The sequence below is a fragment of the Nocardioides endophyticus genome, assembly GCF_039543845.1.
In the GTDB taxonomy this organism is placed as follows: Bacteria; Actinomycetota; Actinomycetes; order Propionibacteriales; family Nocardioidaceae; genus Nocardioides; species Nocardioides endophyticus.
In genome coordinates, this window is the sequence record NZ_BAABKN010000017.1 from 1 (window position 1) to 1,254 (window position 1,254).

Sequence of the window (1,254 nt, forward strand, 5' to 3'; positions counted from 1 at the left end):
CGGGTCGAGGCCATCCAGGGCGACACCACCGGTGCCGTCGAGGCGATCGGCGAGATCTCTACGATCATCGGCTCGATCAACGACTACCAGCTCACCATCGCCTCGGCGGTCGAGGAGCAGACCGCGACCACCAACGAGATGTCGCGCAACGTCGCCGAGGCCTCGACCGGGTCCGGCGAGATCGCGACCAACATCTCCGGTGTCTCGGCGGCTGCACAGTCGACGACCCAGGCGCTGTCGCAGTCCCGCTCTGCCATCGACGAGCTCGCCGGGATGTCCGCCGAGCTCCGCACCCAGATCTCCCGCTTCCGGCGGGCCTAGTACAGCACGGAGAGCTCCCGGCCCGCCGGCTGGGCACTCCTCGTGCCTTCCGACAACATCGAGCAAAGGCAACTCCATGAACCGCCTCCGCAACTGGTCCGTCGCGCAGCGACTCACGGCCGTCGCTGTCATCAGCGGCCTCACCATGACGATCCTGGGCGCTGTCGCGATCTCGGGCATCAACGACCTGCGCTCCTCCTCCGAGGAGCAGACCGAGATGGGGACGGTGGCCGGCTCGGTCCAGTCTCTCAACGTGGTCGCGCAGTCGCTGGCCTCGGACGCCTACCTCGCCGCCGGGCTCGACAACCCGTCCGGGGTGCCGGACCAGCTCCAGGCCCACCTGGGCGAGCTGCAGGAGATCATGGCGAGCCTCGAGGGCGTCGACCTCACGAACAGCAAGCTGCAGCTGACCGAGGAGGACTCGGCGGCGTTCGACAAGGCGTTCCAGGACTACGTCACCACGGTCTCGGCGTTCATCCAGGACGCGCTGGCCGACCAGGGGGCGGCCCGCCGCCAGCTCGACGAGATCCAGAAGGCGAGCAACGCGCTCAACAAGACCATCGATGGTGCGGTCGACAGTGTCACCGCGGCGATCGCCGCCTACAGCGTCGACCAGGACGGCGTGCGCAACCGCGTGCTCTGGACGACGGTGATCGCCGGCCTCGTCGGCCTGGTCCTGATGGTCACGCTGATCGCGCTGATCTCCCGCTCGATCGTGCGGCCGCTGCGGCGCAGCGTCCGCGTGCTGACCGCTTTCGCCGGTGGCGACCTGTCGAAGCGCGCCGAGGAGACTTCGGCCGCCGAGCTCGGTGAGCTCGAGCGGGCCCTGAATCAGTCGATCGACTCGGTGTCGGGCATCGTCACCGCGGTCCAGGGCTCGGCGGACGCGGTTGCGGCTGCCTCGGAGGAGCTGTCGGCGTCGTCGCAGCAGAT

The 1,254-nt window shown here is 68.9% G+C and carries 1 protein-coding gene and 1 pseudogene; both read left to right on the forward strand.

The window, feature by feature from the left end; translation table 11 throughout:
- Positions 1 to 321: pseudogene (locus ABEA33_RS14640) on the forward strand (methyl-accepting chemotaxis protein); the annotation flags it as partial.
- Positions 322 to 397: 76 nt separating this feature from the next.
- The coding region (locus ABEA33_RS14645; RefSeq protein WP_345527545.1) for a HAMP domain-containing protein at positions 398 to 1,254 on the forward strand (857 nt) is incomplete at its 3' end.